At 25.5% G+C, this 16,828-nt stretch carries 21 protein-coding genes, 3 pseudogenes and 1 other annotated feature; of the genes and pseudogenes, 7 read left to right on the top strand and 17 right to left on the bottom strand.

All coding sequences use genetic code 4. The features are described 5' to 3' along the window. Positions 1 to 61: 61 nt before the first annotated feature. The 7 genes from AACK78_RS06090 to AACK78_RS06060 all read right to left on the bottom strand — a co-directional run bounded on the left by AACK78_RS06090 (position 62) and on the right by AACK78_RS06060 (position 3,327). Complete coding sequence (locus AACK78_RS06090; RefSeq protein ID WP_338955097.1) at positions 62 to 706, bottom strand: recombinase RecT; 645 nt, start codon at positions 704 to 706, stop codon at positions 62 to 64. 150 nt (positions 707 to 856) lie between these two features. Then, the gene (locus AACK78_RS06085) at positions 857 to 1,180 is read right to left on the bottom strand and encodes a hypothetical protein (protein ID WP_338955096.1); all 324 of its coding nucleotides are present in this window, start codon (positions 1,178 to 1,180) and stop codon (positions 857 to 859) included. Positions 1,181 to 1,635: 455 nt separating this feature from the next. Continuing rightward, complete coding sequence (locus AACK78_RS06080; protein WP_338955095.1) at positions 1,636 to 1,782, bottom strand: hypothetical protein; 147 nt, start codon at positions 1,780 to 1,782, stop codon at positions 1,636 to 1,638. Continuing rightward, entirely contained in the window at positions 1,775 to 2,065 is a 291-nt protein-coding gene (locus AACK78_RS06075) for a hypothetical protein (protein WP_338955094.1), read from the bottom strand. The genes AACK78_RS06080 and AACK78_RS06075 overlap by 8 nt, the downstream gene beginning before the upstream one ends. A gap of 13 nt (positions 2,066 to 2,078) precedes the next feature. Continuing rightward, positions 2,079 to 2,246 carry a hypothetical protein gene (locus AACK78_RS06070; RefSeq protein WP_338955093.1) on the bottom strand — a complete coding sequence of 56 codons (168 nt, stop codon included), beginning with the start codon at positions 2,244 to 2,246 and terminating at the stop codon, positions 2,079 to 2,081. 9 nt (positions 2,247 to 2,255) lie between these two features. Continuing rightward, positions 2,256 to 2,573, bottom strand: a complete 318-nt coding sequence (locus AACK78_RS06065; RefSeq protein WP_338955091.1) for a hypothetical protein — start codon at positions 2,571 to 2,573, stop codon at positions 2,256 to 2,258. A gap of 514 nt (positions 2,574 to 3,087) precedes the next feature. After that, complete coding sequence (locus tag AACK78_RS06060; protein ID WP_338955090.1) at positions 3,088 to 3,327, bottom strand: hypothetical protein; 240 nt, start codon at positions 3,325 to 3,327, stop codon at positions 3,088 to 3,090. Positions 3,328 to 3,562: 235 nt separating this feature from the next. Between AACK78_RS06060 and AACK78_RS06055 the strand changes: the two genes are divergently transcribed. Next, positions 3,563 to 3,919: a hypothetical protein gene (locus AACK78_RS06055; RefSeq protein WP_338955087.1), complete on the top strand. Its 357-nt coding sequence runs from the start codon at positions 3,563 to 3,565 to the stop codon at positions 3,917 to 3,919. An 84-nt stretch (positions 3,920 to 4,003) separates the two neighbouring features. Here AACK78_RS06055 and AACK78_RS06050 read toward each other — a convergent pair whose 3' ends face one another. Together AACK78_RS06050 and AACK78_RS06045 are read right to left on the bottom strand one after the other, a co-directional pair. Continuing rightward, complete coding sequence (locus tag AACK78_RS06050) at positions 4,004 to 4,528, bottom strand: hypothetical protein (RefSeq protein WP_338955086.1); 525 nt, start codon at positions 4,526 to 4,528, stop codon at positions 4,004 to 4,006. Beyond that, positions 4,455 to 5,270: a hypothetical protein gene (locus AACK78_RS06045; RefSeq protein WP_338955085.1), complete on the bottom strand. Its 816-nt coding sequence runs from the start codon at positions 5,268 to 5,270 to the stop codon at positions 4,455 to 4,457. The genes AACK78_RS06050 and AACK78_RS06045 overlap by 74 nt, the downstream gene beginning before the upstream one ends. A gap of 640 nt (positions 5,271 to 5,910) precedes the next feature. Then, positions 5,911 to 6,018, top strand: a sequence feature (ribosomal protein L10 leader region). Between the two features lie 70 nt (positions 6,019 to 6,088). On the opposite strand from AACK78_RS06045, the gene rplJ reads away from it, so the two are divergent. From rplJ to AACK78_RS06025, 5 genes and pseudogenes are all read left to right on the top strand, one after another. After that, positions 6,089 to 6,580 carry a 50S ribosomal protein L10 gene (gene rplJ, locus AACK78_RS06040; protein ID WP_338955084.1) on the top strand — a complete coding sequence of 164 codons (492 nt, stop codon included), beginning with the start codon at positions 6,089 to 6,091 and terminating at the stop codon, positions 6,578 to 6,580. 55 nt (positions 6,581 to 6,635) lie between these two features. Beyond that, positions 6,636 to 7,001, top strand: coding sequence for a 50S ribosomal protein L7/L12 (gene rplL / locus AACK78_RS06035; RefSeq protein WP_338955081.1), 366 nt, complete (start codon positions 6,636 to 6,638; stop codon positions 6,999 to 7,001). A gap of 210 nt (positions 7,002 to 7,211) precedes the next feature. Next, positions 7,212 to 7,475, top strand: a complete 264-nt coding sequence (locus tag AACK78_RS06030; protein ID WP_338955079.1) for a transposase family protein — start codon at positions 7,212 to 7,214, stop codon at positions 7,473 to 7,475. Beyond that, positions 7,442 to 7,714, top strand: a pseudogene (locus tag AACK78_RS07745) (hypothetical protein); the annotation flags it as partial. The gene AACK78_RS06030 and the pseudogene AACK78_RS07745, both read left to right, overlap by 34 nt. A gap of 21 nt (positions 7,715 to 7,735) precedes the next feature. Further along, the gene (locus AACK78_RS06025; RefSeq protein ID WP_338955077.1) at positions 7,736 to 8,332 is read left to right on the top strand and encodes a DDE-type integrase/transposase/recombinase; all 597 of its coding nucleotides are present in this window, start codon (positions 7,736 to 7,738) and stop codon (positions 8,330 to 8,332) included. Between the two features lie 380 nt (positions 8,333 to 8,712). On the opposite strand, the gene AACK78_RS06020 is transcribed toward AACK78_RS06025, so the two are convergent. The 5 genes and pseudogenes from AACK78_RS06020 to AACK78_RS06005 form a co-directional block, all read right to left on the bottom strand. Further along, a complete protein-coding gene (locus AACK78_RS06020; RefSeq protein ID WP_338955075.1) occupies positions 8,713 to 10,389 on the bottom strand; it encodes a phospho-sugar mutase in 1,677 nt (558 codons plus the stop codon). A gap of 501 nt (positions 10,390 to 10,890) precedes the next feature. Further along, complete coding sequence (locus AACK78_RS06015) at positions 10,891 to 11,073, bottom strand: hypothetical protein (RefSeq protein ID WP_338955073.1); 183 nt, start codon at positions 11,071 to 11,073, stop codon at positions 10,891 to 10,893. Positions 11,074 to 11,162: 89 nt separating this feature from the next. After that, the gene (locus AACK78_RS06010) at positions 11,163 to 11,489 is read right to left on the bottom strand and encodes a hypothetical protein (RefSeq protein ID WP_338955071.1); all 327 of its coding nucleotides are present in this window, start codon (positions 11,487 to 11,489) and stop codon (positions 11,163 to 11,165) included. Between the two features lie 21 nt (positions 11,490 to 11,510). Continuing rightward, positions 11,511 to 11,576, bottom strand: a pseudogene (locus AACK78_RS07740) (hypothetical protein); the annotation flags it as partial. Between the two features lie 507 nt (positions 11,577 to 12,083). Continuing rightward, a pseudogene (locus AACK78_RS06005) lies at positions 12,084 to 12,681 on the bottom strand (helix-turn-helix domain-containing protein); the annotation flags it as partial. A 36-nt stretch (positions 12,682 to 12,717) separates the two neighbouring features. Between AACK78_RS06005 and AACK78_RS06000 the strand changes: the two are divergent. Further along, a complete protein-coding gene (locus AACK78_RS06000) occupies positions 12,718 to 12,831 on the top strand; it encodes a lipoprotein (RefSeq protein WP_338955067.1) in 114 nt (37 codons plus the stop codon). A 411-nt stretch (positions 12,832 to 13,242) separates the two neighbouring features. On the opposite strand, the gene phoU is transcribed toward AACK78_RS06000, so the two are convergent. Genes phoU through pstA form a run of 3 tightly spaced genes read right to left on the bottom strand, consistent with a single transcriptional unit; the run spans position 13,243 to position 16,828 of the window. Further along, positions 13,243 to 13,902, bottom strand: coding sequence for a phosphate signaling complex protein PhoU (phoU, locus tag AACK78_RS05995; RefSeq protein ID WP_338955066.1), 660 nt, complete (start codon positions 13,900 to 13,902; stop codon positions 13,243 to 13,245). Between the two features lie 23 nt (positions 13,903 to 13,925). Beyond that, complete coding sequence (pstB, locus tag AACK78_RS05990) at positions 13,926 to 14,735, bottom strand: phosphate ABC transporter ATP-binding protein PstB (protein ID WP_338955064.1); 810 nt, start codon at positions 14,733 to 14,735, stop codon at positions 13,926 to 13,928. Then, a complete protein-coding gene (gene pstA, locus AACK78_RS05985; protein ID WP_338955062.1) occupies positions 14,735 to 16,828 on the bottom strand; it encodes a phosphate ABC transporter permease PstA in 2,094 nt (697 codons plus the stop codon). The genes pstB and pstA overlap by 1 nt, the downstream gene beginning before the upstream one ends.

Here is a 16,828-nt window from a genome sequence, read left to right as displayed (position 1 = left end):
ATCATTATTATTAACTGTTGGTACTACATTTGATATATCTTCTTCTTTAACTACATTATCATTAGTGTCCGCTATTTCTTCATAAGATAGGGTATTTATTTATATTATTTGATAATGGTTCATCGCTCATATGCCCCTTATTTTTGGCGACAGTAATATCATTAAAAGGTATATAATCAAAATTACTATATTCTTTTATTTCTTTTTCATCTAAATCAATGTCAGTAATATCTACACCTAATTCTTGGGCTAATTTACGATATAATTTTGCTTTAACCATTTCTTTTGGTCATTTATTTCAAGGCGAATATTCACTATTTCCACTTGGACTACTATTTTTTAAACGGTCAATATCAGCTTTTCTTAATAAAATTCCTTTTGTTTCACCAGTTAAACGATTAATTCCAAAAGCATAAGCACCAATAATATTTTCATATTGACTGGTATTTGTCATAAAATCTATTTCATGTAATTTTGGTTTTTGTAAATCGGTATCTCATACAAATTTTTCACTTTTATAAATAATTCCTCGTTTTAACATTCAATTTTCTTGTTCCATTCTTTTTTGAAACACACTACTATCAATAATAGTTATTAATTTATTTTTAAATGGAATAATATTAAAATCTTTTCCGAATATTAAACCTTTATTACTTAAATTAATAATTCCTAAGGCTGTAATTTTTCCATTATCAGCATTACCCACTCACTAAATTCATATAACTTTGATTATTTTTTAATTTTAGTTATTGTAAAGCAATTAAATTTTCTTGTAAATATTTAGAATTAACATTTAATTCATATGCTTTAACTGCTGTTGCTACTAATTCTTTTATTCCCATTTGATTATTCATAATTATTTCTCTCCTTTATTTATTTTGAATTTAATTCCATTAACACCAATAGTATTAATGTTTTTATTACTATATCATTGTTTTTTAATTTCGTTTTTAATAATTTGTTCATCAACAATTAAATAATTTTTAATTAAATTAATAAGTTCTAATTTATCAGCATTTTGTAAAAAATCATCATTAACACCCAAAATATCAATATCTTTAATTAATATTTTTTCTTTCCGAAATTTACTAGTAGTTTTTTCTAAATCTTGTTCTATTTTTGCTACATCTTCCATAACACGAACTTGTTCATCTTCAATTTGGTCCATGTCTAACCCCATATCAGGCGTTAAGTTATTAGCATATTCAACCCTATTTTCTTGTTCTTGTTTTTTAGTTTGAATAAACTGTTGTTGTTTTAAGTATTGAACTTGTATTAGGCTATTTTTAATTTCAATTTTATTATTTTGAAGTACTTTTTCTAAATTAATAATATTAACTCTAATTCGATTTAATTCATCTTTAAAATCTTTTATTAATTCTAATGGTTCTCTAAAAACAAAATCAATTTTACTAATAGCACTGGGTATATCTTTTAAATGTATATCTTGATAACCATTTAATGCATAATGATTAAGATGACGATAGATAAACTCTGCTAATTCTTTACCGTGATTATCAATTCAATTTTTAATCGGTAATGCTTTTAAACTTAATTCTTTAAAATCATTACCTTTTAAATAAAATGGATAGGTAATATTTTTAATTTGATTATTTAACTTTAAATCTGCCAGAATTAAATTTCCTCCAAATCCACTTCACTTATTAAATTATCAATATATTCGTAAGCAGTCTCTTCTGAATAACATTCTTCTAATGCGATATTAAATAAATCTTCTTCGCTATAAACATAACCACTTTCATCTTTTCACATATTATTCATAATTTATCACTTCGTAGTCTGCTTCTTCATCTTCTAAATAATCATCTATTAAACCTTTAACCTCATCAATTTCATATCATTTTAAATTTAAATCAAAATCTTTTGGCAATGAAATATTACCTACATGTCGCTCTGCATTACCAAATTTAAGATATAAATTTAATTCTCAACTCATAGCATAGTCACTATCAATTTGTGCATAAATAATATCTTTATTACTAATTTTTAATGCGTTATTATTAATTCATTTTTCATTTAAGTAATCACTAATACAATATGACATTTTCTTATTCCTCCTAATTCTTTTTATTGTTTAATGCTCAATGTTCATCCGTAATATCTTCTTGCGATACTGAATAACTTTTAAGCATTAATTCATTCAATTTATTTTCTTTATTGCATTCTTTATGAAAACAATAACCTCAATATCTTTGTTTAAGACAAATTTTATTTAACTTTTTCATATAAACCTTCTAAATTATTTGATTGATTTTTTTCTCAATTTGTAATATTTTTCAACCATCTGATGCTAAATCTAAAATATCGTTAATTTTGTAATATTGCATATAAGAAGCAATAACATCTCATTTATTTTCAAATAAATTTAAATACATTTTTGCTCATTCTAAACATTGTAAATCATAATGATTTTTATGATGTGAAATACGACAATTAACAGGTTGACAATTCACTCAATCAAATAATGTTGTTATTTCATTTCAAGTTTTATTAATATACAAACTTTTATATTCCATTATATTTCCTCCTATTTTTAATTCGCTGGCACTCACTCCCAAGTGAAAGTGTCAAAGCGATAATTAGTTATATAAGTATTTATCTATTTATTTACTACGCCATCCGCTTCACTGGGGATGAGCGGTGGCGATAATATATTTAATATTTATTTATTATTAGATAATAGACAGTTGTTTTTTATTGTTTACGCCAGAGAATTCTCTCTCTTCATCCGCACCATTTCAGGTCAAAACGTTCAGTTTTTAAAATAAATTCACTTGCACCTTGAAGAGCCTAATGCTGGCTTTGTGGTTTTTAAACCGCTGCCATCCTCTATGGGACAATATCTATCGCAAATTTATTTATAAAGTGGCCATCTCTATCTTTATTGTCGTTCGATGTTGACCTTGCACTTATCACGACTATCGCTTAGTTCTAATAAACCAGCGCCGATTTACATATTTCCTCATACACTATTTCAGCACTTGCCTCGGCTGGTTGTGGAAATGAGCTTAAACTCATGTTCTTATGGAAGCACTTAGTTATTTAAAATAACCGTCCCACACTGCATTAAGTTGTTTTATAAAATCAAAGTTTAAAATAACCAGTTTCTCAATCAAAGATAATTTTTGAATTTTCTATTTTTTGATAAAATCGCTTTTGTTTCTTATCTTTTGTACGATTTAATAAATCTTTGTGTTTATCACAAGTTCATAAAACTTTATTTGATAAAAATTCTTCGGTAATGAATGATATTGATTTATAGCAATTATCAACATCACATATTGTTTGTTGCGTATTAATTTCCATTACTTACTCCTTTCTTTGATATTAAGTTTTTTTATTTATTAGCCAAATTAATTAACTAAAACAGAGAAAGGACAACACCTTAAATTAGGAGAAAAAAACAGGTACACTTTGTAAAGATTTCTAAGATATTTAATAAATGTGTAATACAACTTTTTTCGTTAACTTAAAGTTGTGATAAAAAGTTTCTATTTTAAGAATTTAAGATGCTGCCCTTTCTCTGAATTAATTAATAATTATGGGTTTACAAATAAAAAAACAACCCTTTTTATTTAACAAGAGTTGTTTTTTGGAGGTTCATCGTACACGATGCCAAGATTTAAATAAAACAATAATTCATTCAGATCACGGATATCAATATACATCTAAAGATTACAATAGTAAATGTTTAGATAACAAAATTATAATTTCAATGGGTAAAAATTATCATTGTGCAGACAACATTATTATTGAAAGTTTTCATTCATTACTTAAAAAAGGAACAATCCATAATAAAAATTATAAATCTCATAATGAATATATTAATGATGTTAAAAAATGAAATAAATGATATTCAAACCAAAAAGAAAAATATATAATAAATGAAAGTTTGTAAACCTTTTATTAATACTTACTAAACAGGGTGCAGTCTATTACCCTCTTTTTTATTTTAACTTTCAGTTTGATTTATATTTGGTATTTACAATTTACAATCATTTCCAATAATATAATCATCATTTTTTAAATTATCAACAGAAGTCATAATTGCTTGCAAGCGCATATAGTAGTTTGACGATGAAATAATTGGATATTTTTTATCAAAATAAACCTTAATATAGGTTAATTTTTCACGATAAGTTGTTAATCATTTATGGGCAATTAAATTTAACTCTTCTATAATTTCACGTTGATTAACACTTATCGCATCTTTTTGCTTCTCTGGATCTAATTTTTTAAATAAATTTGTTGCTTTTTGTTTAAAATTAATCGCATAATCAATAAAACTAACTACCCCTGAAATTTTAAATGGTGTTACATAAATTCCTAAGTCATGATTACGACAATAATCATATTGAATTCACGAAAAATTAGCATTTTTAAACTCTGATTGAACATAATTTAAATCATTAAATTCCTTAATATTATAAATTTTAAAATCAATATAATAATCATACGGTGTTAAAAAAATTATTGGTATACCAACTATAACGAGAAATTGATTCAAAAATTTCTTCTTCAATAAATTCAAATTCACGGAAATAATATGTTTCTGTTTTTCAGAACCATTCTAAAATATAAAAAATTAATTCTTCCCCAACAATATTATTTAAAAACCAATTTTTTTGAAAATTAATATCACGATATTTAATTAAATCCTGCTTTTCAATTCGTTTACTTGCATAAATTTTTTGCAAATAATTATCATATTTTTTCGTAAAATATTCATAAAACCACCGTAAAGTTAAAGTATATAAAATATAATAATATGTAAAATAAACTTTAAGAACATACTTAATCATCTTGATTAATGTCCGTAATAAATTATTCGAAATTTTATTTGCTTTATTAAAAGCTTGCATAACTTGAATAACATTATCATTTTTTTCAATGCCATTTCGTCAAAAAATACATGCTACTTCACCTTCAGAATTTTTATTATAATAAAAAGGAATAATCCGGACAATAAAATTAATTTCATCATTAACTTGATATTCCAAATAACCCTCATTTTGACTATCTTTAATTGCTGTTCCTTTTTTAATATTCTTTTGGATTTCATTTAAAATTGTTTGAAACATTCATTCTCGTAACCCAGTTTTATTTTTAGGGTGATATTTAATGACCGCTATTTCTAGCTCTAACTTATCATATTTTGTTAATGTTTTAAAACCATATTCACCTAAGGAAACTGTTTGATAACCTAATTTTTGAAAACTCTTTTGATAAATATTAAAAACTTCTTGCATTTTTTTCGAATATTAGTTGCTAAATTAAGTTGCTTACTAACAATACTATTTAATTCTAAAAACTTTGCTTTTTTTTGCATCAAGTTCGCCCCTATTTTCTAGTTGATACCATTATAACAAAAATTACTTAATATTTATAATATGTATACTGTAAAACTAAATCATAAAAAGTTAACTAAATTAATAGTTAACTTTTTTAAGTTAATTATAGGAGGTTGAAATTATGCAAATAAAGCAATATTTAATTTTTCGGTCGTTAGTGAAAAAGTATGGTAAAGATATTGTTATTAATACTGTCAATAAGATTGTAAATGATATTGAAATTAAAAAGTAAAGAATAAATTATCCGCTAATAAATTATCCCGCGTAATTTATTAGCGGATAATTTATTCAACAATGTTTTTTAAGTGGAGCGGAGCGAGTTTGCAAATTTTAATTTTATAATTTTAAAAATAAATATTAAAAACAATATTTTTAATTTAATATTTTTTGTGATTATTGTTTTTTATTTTTAATTTGTTATAATTTTGTTAACTTTTTATGATTTAGTTTTACAGTATACATAGTCGTTTTTATTATTTTTTAATCTTATTTATTTGACTTTTAGGGAAAATTATAATAATATAATCTTTGGTATTGTACCATAGTCATCAAAATACCATAGATAGCAACGGATTTTATTAAATCTTAATTATGTTGCCGAGGCATTATTGTGATATAGAACAATGACATGTTTTTATATTTTTTAAATAATGTTTCAGGCAATTAATCAATTTGGTTAATTGCCTTTGCTTTTTAAAATATTAGGGAGGCGAAGAATGAAGCCAGCAATGAAAATTAAAACGGCAGTTGTTAATGAAATTATTAATAACTTTAAAACTTCTAATTCATCAGTTGTTGTTGAATATCAAAAATTAACGGTTGCTGAATTTACAGAACTAAGAAGAATGCTTACAAAAAAAGAAATAAAAATTAAAGTATATAAAAATAACTTAGTGAACTTGGCTGCTAAAGAGGCCGGATTTGTTGAGTTAGATCAATTTTTAACAGGTCCTAATGCTTTTGCGTTTGGTATGGGCGAACAGATGGCTGCCGCAAAAAATTTAGCAAAATTTGCAAAAACACATCCAGCAATAAAATTAAAAGCTGGAATTTATGAGGGTAAAGTCTTGGATACCAAAGCAATTATTGAAATTGCGGCGTTACCAACAAAAGACGAGTTACTTTCAATCTTTGCATCAAGTTTATTATACCCATTATATATGTTTGCAATAGCAGTTAAAGAAATTGCTAAAACAAGAAGTGAATAATTAATTTATTCAAATATTTTATAAGAAAATAATTCTTATTGAGGAGGAAAATATTATGGCATTATCAAAAGATGATATTATTAAAGCATTAGAAGGAATGAAATTAGCAGAACTAAATGAATTAGTAAAAGCAATTGAAGATCATTTTGGAATTATTACTGCGGCAGCAGTTGCAGTAGCACCAGCAGATGGTGTAACAGATGCAGGACCTTCAGAAGTTAATATTGTATTAACAGATTCAGGGCCAAGTAAAGTTGCAATTATTAAATTAGTTAAAGAAATTACTGGAAAAGAATTAATGGCAGCAAAAGCTATTGTTGATAAATTACCAGCAGTAATTAAAGTAAAAGTAAAAGTTGAAGAAGCAGAAGAAATTAAAGGACAATTAGTAGCAGCAGGTGCTACAGTTGAGCTTAAATAATTTAATTTTTTTAAAATAAAGCAAGGATACCCCTTTTCTTTTTTTTGTAAAATAATTTTATGTAAAAAATAGGAGCGGGGGAGGAAAAATGATAGACTGCACCCAAAAAAGTAAGTAAAGAAAAAAGTCTTTGCTATTTTTAGACTGCACCCAAAAAAGTAAGTAAAGAAAAAAAGTCTTTGCTAAACTTTAAAGGAGGTGCATTTTTATATGGCAAGAAAAGGACAAAAATTTAATAAATATACAGCATATTTTCGAAAAATGATAGTACAAGAGGTTAAAAATAATAGTATAAGTTTTATTGCAAAAAAATATCAAATTAATAAAAAAACTGTTGCTTCATGGTATGAAAATTTTAATAAAGGAATTTTAAACACCAATAAAGGTCCAAAAGAATCATTTGAAAAAAGAGATTTAAACTATTACAAAGTTAGGTATGAATTACTAAAAAAGCTTCATGACTTTTACAATTAAATAAAAGAAAAATTGTATCTTTTATCAAAGAAAACATTAATAAATATCCACTAAATTTATTACTTGATATAACAGATTTAAAGCGTAGTTATTGAGATAAATATAAAAATTATTCAAGTAATGGTAAGGATAGCGAATCATTAAAAAATATTGTAAAAGTCTATGAAGAAAATTTAAAACAATTTGGTTATCGTCGAATTACCAAATATTTAAAAGAAGATTATGGCATTGTTTATAATGCTAAGAAAGTATTGCGAATTATGAAAGAAAATAATATTCAAGCTGAATATGTAAAGCGTATGCATAGAAAAATATTAATAAAACAAAATAGAAATAAAAATATAATTAAATATCCTGATTTAGTAAATCGTAATTTTAATGATATTAAAGAAAGATTTTCAATTTTATTTACTGATGTAACTTATTTAATTTGAAATGGTAAAAAACATTATCAATCAACAATACTTGATGGATATACTAAAGAAATTATTGATGTAAAATGATCAAAATTTAATAATAACAAACTTGTAATTGATAATTTAAATTATGCAATTAATAAAATTAAAAAAATAAAAAAAGATTTAAATAAAATAATAATTCATTCAGATCACGGATATCAATATACATCTAAAGATTACAATAGTAAATGTTTAGATAACAAAATTATAATTTCAATGGGTAAAAATTATCATTGTGCAGACAACATTATTATTGAAAGTTTTCATTCATTACTTAAAAAAGGAACAATCCATAATAAAAATTATAAATCTCATAATGAATATATTAATGATGTTAAAAAATGAAATAAATGATATTCAAACCAAAAAGAAAAATATATAATAAATGAAAGTTTGTAAACCTTTTTATTAATACTTACTAAACAGGGTGCAGTCTATTAAAAATTTTTTGTCTGATAGTAAATTTAATGAATTTATTAACTTTATAGAGAATATTTTTTCATCGATTTTCTTTGAATTTTTATTTTCTTTATTATTAGTATTCTTACTCGTGTTAGTTTTTAAAAACAAAAGCTATTAAAAATATCAATAACAGTTTTAATAAATTTGAGATTATCGGTTTTATTTTTACTTTTATTAGTAATTTATCAGTTTTAATTGTTCTTAATACTTTGTTGCAAGTTTCTTTTGTTTGCGTAGCAGAGTGTAAATTGTAAATACTAAATCATAAAAAGTTAACTATTAATTTAGTTAACTTTTTATGATTTAGTATTTACAATTTACACATTTAAATAATTAGTTTCCAATTCTTGGTACATTGCCGTCATCTTTGCTGCTGCTTGGTCACTTGTTTTATCGACACAAACAAAATAAAATTTTATTTTCGGCTCTGTTCCACTGGCACGAACGGCAAATCAACTACCATCTTCAAAATAAAATTTCAGTAAATCTTGTCCTGGCATTTCATATAATCCTGTCAAATAATCTTCTTTCTTTGTACATTTAATTTGAGATAAACTAGTAATTGTTTCTTGGCGTAGTTTCTTTAACATATTATTAATGATTTTTTTACCATCAATTCCATCACGAACTAAGTTAACTGTTTTACAATAAAAATAACCAAACTTATTATATTGTTCAACTAAGACATCATATAATGTTTTTCCTTGTTGATGATAATATCAGCAAGCCTCTACTAATACTAATGATGATTGAATCCCATCTTTATCACGGGTAATGTCTTTTAAAACATAACCATATGCTTCTTCAAAGCCAAATAAAAATTGTAACCCTTTCGCTGGCGCTTTGCTCATTTGATCACCAATTCATTTAAAACCAGTTAATGTTTTAACTACTTGCACGCCATAACTTTCCGCAACTTTATCTGATAAATTACCAGTAACAAAAGTATTATACATAACACCATTTGGAGGTAATGTTTTTTGCTTTTGATAATGCGAAAACAAATATTCATTTAAAACTGGGGCTGTTTCATTTCCAGTCATTAAATAATATTTATCATCCTTAATCTTAACGCCAATCCCTAAGCGATCAGCATCAGGGTCATTCAAAATAATAATATCAGCCTTTACTTTTTTGGCATATTTTAATGCTAAATCATAGCATTCTGTTAATTCTGGATTTGGATTTGGAGCAAAGGTAAAATTCGGATCATTAGCAAATTGTTCCTCCACAATAATAACTTCATAACCACACTCTTCTAAAATTCGTGGAGTCCACTCTTTACTTGTCCCATGCAAATTAGAAAAAACAATTTTAATATTGCGTTTTTGTTCTGGATAAAACTGCATCGCTTTAACATCAGTAACATAATTTTCCTCAATTACTTTGTCAACATAAGTAATTAAACTTGCATCAGGATGTAAAACCAAAGTAAAAGCTTCTTCCTTAATTTTCAAATAATTTTCGCCAATAACATCTGTTGCCACTGGTAAAAATTGCGACCCATTATGATCATAAATTTTATAACCATTATATTCTCGTGAATTATGGCTTGCTGTAATAATAAGTCCTGCGACGGCTTTTATTTTCCGAATTGTATATGAAACAAGAGGAGTTGGCCGAAGTTCATTATTGGCAAATAAAATTGCTTTAATATTATTACTTACAAAAATATCGGCAGCTTCTTGGGCAAATTCAGTTGAAAAATGCCGATTATCATGACCAATTACAACTCCTTTTGTTTTTAAATCATCTGCAGCATAAATTGTTTTTAAATAAGCCATAAAGGCTAATGTTGCTCTTCGAATTGTATATAAATTAATTTTTCCCGTTCCTGGTCCAAGTAATCCCCGTAAACCTGCTGTTCCAAATTCTAAATCATCTGAAAAAGCAGCAAGTAATTCTGGTTCCGACATTTTCTGAAATTCAGTTGCTAAAATTGGGTCTAAATTTTTAGCATTTTTTCATAAATTTAAATTATCTAAATATGACATTTTTATTCTCCTGTATACTGTAAAACTAAATCATAAAAATTTAATAAGATTATAACAAATTAAAAATAAAAAACAATAATTACAAAAAATATTAAATTAAAAATATTGTTTTTAATATTTATTTTTAAAATTATAAAATTAAACACAACAAAAAATAAATTTTACTAATCTTAACAAACACTAATTTAATTTAAAAAAATTTTTTTAAATTATTGTCTTGATGTAAAATTTTCCAAGCAAGGTCTAATTGTGGTATTTAATATATCTAAAATAGATTTTAATCTACTACGAATATTAATTAATGGCTCATTTTGACCCAATCAACGCCTTATATCTTTATTTATTCTGTCTACTAATGCTTTCTGACGAGGTTTACCAGGATCACAAAAATAAACTCTTATTTTAAAATATTTTTCTATTGTTTTTTATCTATAAAATTCTTTTTCTCTATAGGTTAAAATACTAGACTTCACCCTGTTTAGTAAGTATTAATAAAAAGGTTTACAAACTTTCATTTATTATATATTTTTCTTTTTGGTTTGAATATCATTTATTTCATTTTTTAACATCATTAATATATTCATTATGAGATTTATAATTTTTATTATGGATTGTTCTTTTTTTAAGTAATGAATGAAAACTTTCAATAATAATGTTGTCTGCACAATGATAATTTTTACCCATTGAAATTATAATTTTGTTATCTAAACATTTACTATTGTAATCTTTAGATGTATATTGATATCCGTGATCTGAATGAATTATTATTTTATTTAAATCTTTTTTTTTATTTTTTTAATTTTATTAATTGCATCATTTAAATTATCAATTACAAGTTTGTTATTATTAAATTTTGATCATTTTACATCAATAATTTCTTTAGTATATCCATCAAGTATTGTTGATTGATAATGTTTTTTACCATTTCAAATTAAATAAGTTACATCAGTAAATAAAATTGAAAATCTTTCTTTAATATCATTAAAATTACGATTTACTAAATCAGGATATTTAATTATATTTTTATTTCTATTTTGTTTTATTAATATTTTTCTACGTATACGCTTTACATATTCAGCTTGAATATTATTTTCTTTCATAATTCGCAATACTTTTTTAGCATTATAAACAATGCCATAATCTTCTTTTAAATATTTGGTAATTCGACGATAACCAAATTGTTTTAAATTTTCTTCATAGACTTTTACAATATTTTTTAATGATTCGCTATCCTTACCATTACTTGAATAATTTTTATATTTATCTCAATAACTACGCTTTAAATCTGTTATATCAAGTAATAAATTTAGTGGATATTTATTAATGTTTTCTTTGATAAAAGATACAATTTTTCTTTTATTTAATTGTAAAAGTCATGAAGCTTTTTTAGTAATTCATACCTAACTTTGTAATAGTTTAAATCTCTTTTTTCAAATGATTCTTTTGGACCTTTATTGGTGTTTAAAATTCCTTTCTTAAAATTTTCATACCATGAAGCAACGGTTTTTTTATTAATTTGATATTTTTTTGCAATAAAACTTATACTATTATTTTTAACCTCTTATACTATCATTTTTCGAAAATATGCTGTATATTTATTAAATTTTTGTCCTTTTCTTGCCATATAAAAATACACCTCCTTTAAAGTTTAGCAAAGACTTTTTTTCTTTACTTACTCTTTTGGGTGCAGTCTATTTTGATTTACGATTTACTAAAACTAACAAATGAAAATTACCACAATCAAGAGTATCCATTTCTCAAATTCCACTAAAACTTAAATCATTTCCATAATCATTTAAAAATTGCTTATAATCTCTAATATTAAGTAATTTTCCACGATTATCATTTTGTTTCCCATTTTTTATTTTTAATATATAACATTTCTTTTTTTAAATTAAAATAACCTAATTTAATATATTTATACATTTTTTTAAAACATACACCAAATTTTACATTATATTGTAATTCATACGAAGTAATAATATTTTGTGGCGAACGACCAAAATTATTATATTCATTAGAAAAATAACTTAATTCTTGTGAATTTAACGTTGAATATTTACGACATTGTTTTTTATTTTTATTATGTATTTTTTGTGCTTTTGCAGCATTATAATCATTAATATTATCAAACATATTTAACTCTTGCCAAATAGTTCTATAGTCTCTATTCATTTGTTTAGCAATTTTTTGAATATTAATTGTTTCATTTTTCTTTTTAAATAATTCATTATTTTTTAATTTTTCCAAATTTACTCTTTCATTAAAATCTAATCTTTCATATTTTTTCATACTTTACCTCCTAAAATATTTAAAATGTTATAATTATTGTACATAAATTATAACATTTTAAATATTTTAGGAGCAATCGGATTAACAGCAACAAGTACAACATCATTAATTAGTTGCGAAAAACCAAATAATAGTGAAAACGGGGAGTAATAAACCAGAACCCAAACCACAACAACCACCAGTTGGAAGTAATTGAAAGTTAATTGAAAATTGTAAATTACGCGGGATAATTTATTCTTTACTTTTTAATTTCAATATCATTTGCAATCTTATTGACAGTATTAATAACAATATCTTTACCATACTTTTTCACTAACAACCGCAAGATTAAATATTGCTTTATTTGCATAATTTCAACCCCCTATAATTAACTTAAAAATTAACTTAAAAAAGTTAACTAAATTAATAGTTAACTTTTTATGATTTGGTATTTCAATTTACATCCTTTAAAATAACCTTTTAATAATTTTATTTTATAATATTTTACTAATAAATTACGAGTAAATCCTAATTATTTTACATAATCTTGCATCTAATATGATCTTCTTAATGAAGACCATATTAGATTGGTAATTCAAAATCATAGATTTTTCCTTCAATAATATAAATTAATGTTTCGGCAATATTAATAATATGCGTCCCTGCTCGTTCAATTGAGCGTAACTGCTGCATTGTTAAAGTAATAACTTTAATCTCTTCTTTTGTTTTTGCTTCCCGAATTTTTTCAATTAATGCATCATTCTCAACTCTATAAATTTTATCTAATTCCGCATCATATTTTAAAATATTATAGGCCGACTCAATTCGTTCCTCTTCAAAAATATTTGATACTTCGGTTAACATTTCAATCACTTTGGCAACTAATTTTTTTAAAAAACTAATTAATTTGTTTGAAGGTTTATATTTAATATAATAACGACAAATACTTTTTACATAATCCGCAATTCGTTCAACTTCCTTAACAATCAAAATAAAACCAACTATTCGACGTAAGTCCCTTGCTACCATTTGCTGCTTTGCAATTTTTCATAATGAAACCTCAATGAAAGCTTCTTGCATTTTGTTAATTGTTTCATCAGCTGAAATAACACTTTTACCAAGTTCAATGTCATTTGTTTCTAAACATTTAACCATATCATCATATTGATTTTTTGTCATTGCAATCATATCAATAATCATTTGCTTTGTTTGTGCTAAATCATTTTCAATTTTAACGCTCATACTTTGCCTCCTTCCGCTCATTATTATTCAAACCGACCAGTAATATAATCTTCTGTTTTTTTATTAGCCGGACGGGAAAAAATAATCTTAGTTTTATTATATTCAATTAACTTTCCTTTTACAAAAAAAGCAGTATAATCAGCAACCCGTGCTGCTTGTTGCATATGGTGGGTCACTAAAATAATCGTAAAATCTTTTTTTAAATGCGTAATTAATTCTTCAATCTTTGATGTTGAAATAGGATCTAAAGCACTGGTTGGCTCATCCATTAATAAAATTTTTGGTTTCATCGCAATTGCTCGGGCAATACATAATCGTTGTTGTTGTCCCCCGGACAAGGCAAACGCTGAATCACGTAAATTATCTTTTACTTCATCTCATAATGCTGCGCGCTTTAAACTTTCTACAACAAGGCTATTAACTAATTTACGGTCACGAATTCCTTGATTACGAGGACCATAGGCAACATTGTCATAAATTGACATTGGAAATGGCGACGGTTTCTGAAACACCATCCCAATATCAGTTCGTAATTTAACAACATCTGTTTCAGGACTATAAATATTTTTTTCATTAATTAAAATCTCACCTCTAATAATAGACTTTGGTTCAACATCGTTCATTCGATTAAATAATCGTAACAATGTTGATTTTCCCGATCCTGATGAACCAATAAAAGCCGTCACCGTATGTTCTTTAATTTTCATTGAGATATTAAAAAGGGCTTGTTTCTTTCCTTTGTAAAAAAAGTCAACATGTTTTACTTTAATTAAATCAGGATTATTATCTGATGAGTCAAATGTCGGATTTTTAATAATTACTTTTGGATCCATTATTTTTCTCCCTTCTTATCTACTTTATTTTTCGGATGACATTTCTTTTTCTTTGGCACAAATTTCTTTCAAAAATTATGTCAATGCTGCTTTTGCTGCAAGAATTTTTCTTTTGAAAAGAAAAATTTTAAATTATTGATTCGAATTTTTCACTTTTGCTTAAATCCTATTGTAACATAATTTGGCGCAAATTTCTTGCCAAGAATATAAGCTAACGTATTTGATAATCAAATTAAAACGATAATTGCAAATGCTAATTCAAACATAATTCGTATTGCCCCGGCTGTCGATCCTTCTTTTGACAACATTAAGATTTGTGTTGTCAAACTTGCTCCTGGTGACATAAAGCCAGCAATTGGTAAACGAACCGCTGTTCCTAAGGTTAAATAAACTGGGGCTGATTCACCAATAACCCGACCAAGTGCTAAAATAATAGCGGTAATAATTCCTGGCATTGCATTTGGTAACACAACTTTAATTGTTGTTGATGTTTTATTAGCTCCTAGGGCTAATGAAGCATTCCGAAGCGAATCTTCCACGCCGGTTAAAGTATCTTCAATACTACGAATCATAATTGGTAAAATAACAATCGTTAATGTTAAACCAGAACTTAGGATGGATAAGGGTAAATGACAAACACCAATAAAGAAGGCTAAGCCAAATGTTCCATAAATAATACTTGGTGTTGATGATAAAACATCAATTGCAAAACGTACTATTCTAGCAAAAACACTACGTGGTCGCGCATATTCATTTAAATAAATTGAAACCATTAAGGATAATGGAATTGCAAAGATCATCGCACAAATTACTAACAATAAGGTAACTAGAAAAGTAGCAAGAATTCCAGCCCCGCCATCAAATGTTGAAGTGGAAATTAAATCACTTCATACCATGCCAAATAATCCTTTTCAAATAATTGTGGCCAAAATAACTAATGTAAAGGATACCACAATTACCGTTGAAGAAATTAAAAAGAACATTCCAATTCCATCCTTAAACTTTTTAATTCCTCTTGTTTTTTCAATTCGTTGATAAAATAATTTATTAATTTTATTGGCATTATATGATTTACTTAATCGTAAACCTTTTGTTGCCTTATGAGTATGATAATTTCGTTTTCGATTATGAAATGCTTGGGAAGAAATAATAAAAATATTAATGACACAAACAATAATAAATAATACTAACCCAATCGCATATAAAGCTGATTCATGCATTGGTCCAGAATTTTCTAACATTTCTAATCCAATTGTTGAGGCTAATGTTGCAATTGAAGAAAAAATAAAATTAATAAAACCATTACCAAGTTTTAACCCATCTGGCGCATTTCCGGCAATCATCATAACAGCCATTGTTTCCCCTATAATACGAGCGACTCCCATCATAATCGCAGTAATAATTTTAAATCAAGCTGAGCGTAAAACAATTCGATAAGTAGTGTGCGTTTTACTTAATCCTAAGGCTAATGAACCAAAGCGATAAGAATCCGGGACATTTTCTAGCGCATTAATTGATAATGAAATCATAATTGGTAATGCCATAAAAACTAACGTAATTGAGGTTACCAATAAGTTTGAGGTCGCTGGTGCTCCCATTCACATAAATAATGGCCCTAAAATTGCTAAGGCAAATAACCCAAAAACAATCGAAGGAATCCCCGTTAATAATTGAATAATCCCAATAACCTTAAGTTTAATGTTTGGTCTTAAATATTCTGAAATATATAATGAAGAAAAAATTGTTAAGGGAATTGCAAATAATAAGGCAATTAACATCACAAAAAATGTTGCAATAACAATCCGTCAAATCCCAAATTGACTATTATTAGAATTTCAAGTTTGTCCAGATAAAAATCCTCAAAACCCCCCTGGATAGTTTTGAAAAAAATAAACTGATTTATAAATAATAAAGCCAACTAACATTAATAAAATTAAGATTGTTAAAAGGGCAAAACAATAAATCATAATTTTTGAAATAAAATCAATAATTTGTTTTCGTCCCCCAAAATTATTGGTAAAACGAACTTTACACATTTGTAATTTTTTTGAAAGAGATTGTTTGTCCTTTTTTGCGGCTTCTTTCTTCTCCAT

The sequence above is a fragment of the Spiroplasma endosymbiont of Polydrusus cervinus genome, assembly GCF_964019755.1.
Lineage (GTDB): Bacteria > Bacillota_I > Bacilli_A > Mycoplasmatales > Mycoplasmataceae > Spiroplasma.
Note: the sequence above shows the minus strand (reverse complement) of the source record. Positions and strands in the feature narration are given on the sequence as shown.